At 72.1% G+C, this 6,730-nt stretch carries 5 protein-coding genes; all 5 read right to left on the reverse strand.

Annotated features, from left to right (window positions below; genetic code table 11):
- Positions 1-134: 134 nt before the first annotated feature.
- A complete protein-coding gene (locus GA0115259_RS30960) occupies positions 135-1,415 on the reverse strand; it encodes a TRAP transporter large permease (protein WP_093603143.1) in 1,281 nt (426 codons plus the stop codon).
- 4 nt (positions 1,416-1,419) lie between these two features.
- Positions 1,420-2,076 carry a hypothetical protein gene (locus GA0115259_RS30965; RefSeq protein WP_237540621.1) on the reverse strand — a complete coding sequence of 219 codons (657 nt, stop codon included), beginning with the start codon at positions 2,074-2,076 and terminating at the stop codon, positions 1,420-1,422.
- A complete protein-coding gene (locus GA0115259_RS30970; protein ID WP_093603145.1) occupies positions 2,073-4,202 on the reverse strand; it encodes a hydantoinase/oxoprolinase family protein in 2,130 nt (709 codons plus the stop codon). Before GA0115259_RS30970 ends, GA0115259_RS30965 begins: the two co-directional genes overlap by 4 nt.
- A gap of 109 nt (positions 4,203-4,311) precedes the next feature.
- Positions 4,312-5,925 (reverse strand): FAD-dependent oxidoreductase, encoded by a 1,614-nt coding sequence (locus GA0115259_RS30975; RefSeq protein ID WP_093603147.1) that lies wholly within the window; start codon positions 5,923-5,925, stop codon positions 4,312-4,314.
- Positions 5,926-6,062: 137 nt separating this feature from the next.
- Positions 6,063-6,730, reverse strand: a 668-nt coding sequence (locus GA0115259_RS30980) for a substrate-binding domain-containing protein (protein ID WP_141716762.1), incomplete at its 5' end; no start/stop codon positions are given.

Raw genomic sequence — 6,730 nt, forward strand, 5'->3', positions numbered from 1 at the left:
GATGCCGCCGCGGCGGTCGCGGCAGCGGCGCGCAGGAATATCCGCCGGCCGGGGTTCCGCGGCTCATCGGCGTGGTGCTGCCGCGCGTTGCTGTCGTGCTGTGCCATGTCGTGCTCCGTCCCGGGAGTGAGAGATCACAGATAGGTGGCAGCGGTGACGCAGAATCCGCCCAGGGCGACGGCCCAGACGTACGGCAGGGTCCGCAGCATCACCTGCTGCGGTGTGACTCCCGCGTACTGCGCGCTCCACACGGTCTGGGTGCTGGTCGGGTCCGACACACCGAAGACCTGGTTGTACGAGGTGGCGAGGCCCAGCACCGCGGCGGCCGGGTAGATGCCGGCGGCGATGAGAACACCGGCGATGCCCGCGCCGAGGCCGTAGACGTTCAGCGGCCCCCGGTAGAGACAGAGCGGTACGAGCAGGGTGAAGACCACGACGAACAGCACCGGGTTCTGCGGGCTGACCGCCTTGATCAGCGGCTCCAGCGCCTCCACCGCGCCGGGCAGCTTCACCGCGGCGAGCAGGATGCCGATCGCGATGAACAGCACGATCGGTGCCGCCGCCGTCTCGAAGCCGCCGTACAGGGTCCGCAGCAACCGTTTGTTCATCGCGCCCGGCCGGGTGGTGGTGACCAGCGCGTACAGGACACCGGCCAGCATCGACGGCAGGATCGCGATGTCGAGGCCGAGGGCGAGGATCAGCGGTACGAGCGGGGTGAGCAGCGCGTACCAGGGCGCGTCGCCCAGTTGTCTGCGGCGCGAAGCGGGCTTCGCGGACACGGACTTGAGGGACCACGCGTGTTCGACGCCGCGTCGCCTGGTCTCGACGAGGACGAAGAGGACGGCTGCGGCCAGGGCGAACGGGAACAGCTTCATCATGAAGCCGCGCACGGTGTCGACGGGCAGCTCCAGCGCCGTGGAGAAGAACTGCCAGATGGGCAGCTCGAAGGGCATACCGGCGGCGATGCCCATCAGGATGGTGCCGGCCGCGGTGACCTTGGGGATCCCCACGGCGATCATCGCGGGTATGCCGATGATGCCGGCGAGCATCGCGGCGGGCGCCGAGCCCGTGACCGTACCGACGAGGGTGGAGACGGCGAGGACACCGAGGGCGACCACGACGGGACGGTCGCCGCCGAATTCGACGATCTTGCGGACCAGTGTGCCCGCGATGCCGGTCTCGTCGAGGAGCTTGCCGAGCCAGGAGCCCAGCAGGATCGCGATCATCGTGGCGGCGAGGGTCGGCGCGCCCTCCTGGACGACCGTGTCCAGGACGCTGTTCTCGCCGGTCAGCGGCGCGCCCGCGAGGAAGGCGATGACAACGGCCAGGATGACGAGCGCGAAGGCGGTGGGAAGTCTGCGGGTGAGCATCGCGGCGACACCGGCCGCCATGACAAGAAGGATGACGACGCCCATGGCGTTACTTCTTTCTTCCGTGCGGGGACACGTGCCGGGACCCGTACGGCGGTTCGGCCGCTTCGGCGGCGGTGGCCAGGGCGGCCGTCAGCAGGAGCGGGCTGCGGCCGAGGCCGCACACGGTGCGGGCGTAGGAGTGGGCGGCGATCTCGTCGGCGCCCGCGACATGGCCGTACAGGCGGTGGCGTCCCGCGCGCAGCACGACATGGCCGAGTGACCGCTTCAGGACCGTCTTCGCCGGTCCGTGGTGGAGCTGTTCGTGCACCGCCTCATGGGCGATCGCCGACGCCCGTACCGACCCGGCCGGATACCAGTGGCGCCAGCCGAGCCGGTCGATCAGCTCGTCGGCGAGGGCCAGGGTGTCGGTGAACAGTTCCACGGTCGGGACGGGCCGGGAGGTGTAGCGGGCGAGCAGGCCCTTCGCCAGTCCGTCGCCGCTCTCCACGACACGGGCCGTGGCGGCGACGGGCGCGAGTGCGGCGCCGAACTCGTCGGCGGTACGCGCCCATTGACGCAGCAGGGCCGGGTCGCGGCCTTCGTGCGTGGGCGTGTTCGTGAGCAGCCGTACACCGAACTCGATGTCGTCGCTCGCTTCGAGCGCCTCGATCGCCGCCAGTGCGGCGCGGTCGAGCAGGGCGCGGTCGAGCAGGGCGGCCGTCATGAGCGCACCTCCACAACGGCGACGACCGGTTCGTCGGCGGCACGTGCGCGCAGTTCGCTGCGGGCGAGCGCCAGCAGCGGCTGCGGGTCGAGCACACCGGAGAGATCGGCGATCCGGGAACCGAGGAGGAGCCGCAGGGCGGGGGCGCGGACGCCGCCGTCGCCGTACGACGTGGCCTCCCGCACCAGTCCGGCGAGGACTTCGGGAGCGCGGCCGACGGTGGTGGTCTCGACCCGGGCGTCCGGCGCGTGGAGCCGTACGACGCCATCGGCGTCCACGACGCGCACCGGGTGGCGGTCGGGACGGAACCGGCGGTGGACGTCGGTGCCGTACACGGTGTGCGCGGGAGTGCCGGCGAGCACACGCACCGACGCCGGATCGGTCTTGAGGCTGTCGGCGGCGGCGCGCAGCCGGTCGGTGTCATCGGCCCGGTGGGCGCGGTCCTGTGTGCGCAGTTCGGTGGCACCGGTCGCGACGGCCCGCACGGTGCTGGTCTGCGGATCGACGGTGACCTCCACCTCGACACCGTCGGCGGCGGCGCCCTGGGCGACGACGGCGGCCTCGGCCTCGGCCCGTACGGCGAGGATCTGTTCCTGGCCGGCGCCCGGGATGATGCGTTCCACCTGTTCGCGGATGAGGGCGAGGGCGACGCCGATGGGGCTGATGACCTCGTTGTGGCGGGCTATGCGGCCCTCCTGGCCGGAGACGGCCGCGAGGTGCGGCGTGACGGCCGCCGCGCCTCCGCCGCCGCCGACGAGTACGGCGATGTCCTTGTCCAGCCGGTAGTCGCGGATCATCGCGTCGACCACGGTCCTCACCTGGTCGGTGCCGGCGTCCAGTACGCGGGCCGCCGCCGTGGCGACGTCCGTGCCGAGCGTGGCGGCCAGCGGCGCGATCGCGGCCCTCGCCACGGCCGGGTCGCAGTGTGCGAAGTCCCCTTCGGGGACCCGGCCCAGCGCGTTGGCCGCGCAGGTCATGGTGATCGCGAAGCGTCCGCCGGCGGCGTCGAGCACCGCGTAGTCGGCCGGGTCGTCGTCCATCGGCCGGATCGTGGTGACCTTCGCGTCCCGCAGGTCGTCCAGGGTCGCGAAGCAGGCGTACGGCAGGCCCGCGATATGCGCGCTGCGCGGTCCGGCGCCGGTGACCTTGCCGCCGCCGACGCGGACCATCGAGCCGCCGCCGACACCGACGGTCCTGACGTCGAGCGCCGACAGGTACGACGTCCTGCCGAGCATCGTGGCGTGCCGGACGGCGACCTTGCCGCGCCGTACGACACTGATGTCGGTGGAGGTGCCGCCGGTCTCCAGGAACAGGCCCTCGCTGATGCGTTCCTGCATGAGCGCGCCCGCGACGCCGGCCGCCGGTCCGGACAGCACGGTGAGCAGTGGTCTGCGCCGCATCTCGTCCAGCGACATCACTCCGCCGTCGCAGCGCATCACCATCAGCGGGGCGCTGACGCCCGCCTTGGTGACGGAGGCGTCGACGAGGTCGGCGGTGGCGAGCATGCGCGGCAGGATCGCGGCGTTGACGACGGCGGTCCGGGTGCGCTTGTGGAGCCCGTACAGCGAGGTGATCTCGTGCGCGGCGGTCGTCGGCAGACCGCGCTCCTTGGCCGCCGCGACGACCGTGTCCTCGCCTTCTGGACGGTCGACGCTGAACGGCTGGCTGGCGACGACGACCTGGGCACCGCCCTGGACGACCGCGTCGACGGCGGCGCGTACGGCGGGTGCGTCGTCGGGGTCGGCGACATGGGCGTAGACGAGCGGCAGCCGCTTGCCCGGGGTGAGTTCGAGCTTCTGGAAGGCGGCGAGGCGGCGGGTGAACGCGGCGCTCGGGCCGGCGCCGACGCCGATCAGACCGACGGTGGCGACGTCGCCCTCCAGCAGGGCGTTGGTAGCCTGGGTGGTGCCGTGGGCCAGGAAGGCCACGTCCTCCGGGGCGTGTCCGGTCTGTTCCAGCAGACGGTCGAGAGCTTCGACGATGCCGTGGGCGACGCCGTCCTCGTGACGGTGACTGGTGGGGACCTTCACCTGTCCCAGCAGTCGCAGGGTCGTGGCGTCTACCGCCACGGCGTCGGTGAAGGTTCCGCCCACGTCGATGCCGACGCGGATGCGGTGGGTGTTCATGGCTTGGGCACCTCCTTGTGCACAGTTGGCATGGTGCGGGCGGTAGGCCGGGCGGGGCAGGTGGAGCTGCTCCTGCCCGGCTGTTCCGTCCCGTTGTTGCCGGGTGTCGTCAGTAGCCGCGTACGTCGGGCCAGTGGCGCTGAACTCCTTCGCGGTCGAGCAGCCGGGCGAACTGGTCGAACCGGTTGTCCTCGGCCTGGACCTGGCGCGGTTCGACGCCCTCGGCGACACAGTGCGCGGCCAGTGCGCCCGCGACCTCGCCGATGTTCCATTCCACCGGGTGGAGCCGGTAGCAGCCGTTGGTGATGTGGGTGGTGCCGATGTTCTTTCCGGCGGGCAGCAGATTGCGGACGCGGCGCGGTATCAGCGCGCCGAGCGGGATCTCGAACGGCACCGAGCCGATGTCGATGTAGTTGTCTCCGCCGGTCGAGGGGTGCAGGTCGATGCGGTAGTTGCCGACGCCGACGGAGTCCCGGTAGCGGGTGCCGCCGTAGGGGCCGACGATGTCGATCGCGACGTCGTGCTCGGTGACGGTGGTGACCGCCTTGATACGGCGCGACTCGCGTACGTACGGCGCCTTGGCGAGCCCGTCGGGCGTGCCGGTGACATCGGGACGCGGGCGCAGTCCGGGAAATCCCTTGCCGCCGTCGGCGCGCGGCGCCTCGGTCTGGAGCCAGTACAGGACCGAGAGCGAGAGCTGTCGTGCCTCGGCGAGCGCGGCGGCCGACGTCGCCTCGCCGGCGCCGATCAGCGGCTTCAGCCAGTAGTCGTTGAGCGGCCAGTTGACCAGGGTGATGTCGGAGTCGAACGCGCCGGGCCGGTGCAGCTTGCGGGCGAGGATCCGGCGGAAGCCGAAGAGTTCCTTGTCGCCCGCGTCGGCGGACTGGTCGGCGGTGACATCGAGCGGGTCGAGGTCCGGGTTGGGGACGAAGGTGCGCGGTTCGGCCTCCAGGGTACGGGGATCGGGCGCGAGGAAACCGAGCAGCGGTCCGGGCCAGAAGTCCGGCCGGTAGGCGCGCCAGAAGTCGTAGTCGGCCGGCCGCTCGATGGTGTGGTCCTCGCCCTCGTGGTGGGAGAGCGCGAAACAGACCGTGATGCCTTGCTGGTTGAGAGGCTGTGCCTCGTCGGGGGCGTGCGGTTCGCCGTACTCGCTCCGCGCCTCGGCGCCGATCGCGTGCTCGACCCCGGCGAGTTCGAGCAGTTCGCCGGTCTCGGTCGCGTCGATGACGTAACGGGCCGCGATCGTCACGCGGCTGCCGTTCCGCAGGTCGGTGAGTGTGACGGACCGTACGGTGTCGTCGTCGCCCGCCTCGGCGGCGACCGGGCGGTGTTCGGTCAGGAGTGTGAGCCGGCCCGACGAGCGGTGCGGTGCGAGCATCGCCTCCAGGACGGCGAGGGCGACGCGCGGCTCGTGGCAGAGCTTGCTGACGCGGCCGGCGCCCGGGTTGAGACCGGTGAGGGCCAGCGCCTCGGAGCGCAGCGGGTACCAGCGGCGGTAGTGGTCCCTGATGGACTCGCGCAGGGTGCGGTACGAGGCGGTGGTGCCGAACTGCTCGACCCAGGGGTGCTCGTCCGGCGGGACGGCCTGGGAGGTGAGCTGGCCTCCGATCCAGTCCGTCTCCTCGGTGAGAACGACGGTGCGTCCGGCCCGGCAGGCGGCGAGGGCGGCGGCGACGCCGCCGAGCCCGGAGCCCACGATGAGGATGTCGGGTGCGGATGTCACGGGTCTCCTTGAAGTGCGGTGTGTACGTGGCGCGGTGTGTGCGCGGTCGGCAGTGGGCGCCTTGGTGCCGGTGCGGTGTGTACGTGGCGCGGTGTGTGCGGTACGGCCGGTGCCTCGGCGCCGGTGCGGTGTCGCGGTCAGTGGTGGGCGGGTGGTGGTCCCGCCGTCGTACCGGGCCGGAAGGCACAGGCCACCAGCGGTTCCGTGGCCTGCTCGCCCGCCACCAGCGCGGCAAGCATCCGCACGGCGGCGGCGCCCAACTGCGGCCTGGGGACGTCGAATCCGGTGGGCATCGGTCCGTCGGACAGGTCCGGCGGCGGGCTGCCGAGCAGCGCGAGTGAGGCGTCGCGCGGGCAGTCGATGCCGACGAAGTGCGCGGCGCTGTGCAAGGCGCGCCAGGCATCGCCGGTGTCGGTCTCCTCGGCGACGAACGCGGTGACGCCGTCGTCGAGCCAGCCGCGCAGCCGCTCGGCGGTGAGGTCGTGCTCCGGGTCGGCGGAGCGGAAGACGGCGGCAGGACCACCGGGCAGCCCGGCCTCCTCCAGCCCTTTGAGGAAGCCGTGTTCACGGTCGGTGGACGCGGGGGCCTCGTCGTCCTCGCGTACGAGCACGATCCGCCGGTGGCCGAGTCCGGCAAGGTGCCTGACGACCTCCACGCTGGCGCTGACGTAGTCGGCGCCGACCCAGGCCAGTCCCTCCAATTCGTCCCTGCGGCCGAGGTGGACCACGGGGAAGCCGTCGGCGACCAGGCGCCGCAGTTCGTCGGCGGGCGCGTGGCGGCCGAGGAAGAGGCAGCCGTCGGCGA

The sequence above is a fragment of the Streptomyces sp. MnatMP-M17 genome (assembly GCF_900091995.1).
Taxonomy (GTDB): domain Bacteria; phylum Actinomycetota; class Actinomycetes; order Streptomycetales; family Streptomycetaceae; genus Streptomyces.

Coding starts and splice junctions, on each gene's coding strand:
- GA0115259_RS30960 (WP_093603143.1), bottom strand. CDS start 1,415: ATGGGCGTCGTCATCCTTCTTGTCATGGCGGCCGGTGTCGCCGCGATG.
- GA0115259_RS30965 (WP_237540621.1), bottom strand. CDS start 2,076: ATGACGGCCGCCCTGCTCGACCGCGCCCTGCTCGACCGCGCCGCACTG.
- GA0115259_RS30970 (WP_093603145.1), bottom strand. CDS start 4,202: ATGAACACCCACCGCATCCGCGTCGGCATCGACGTGGGCGGAACCTTC.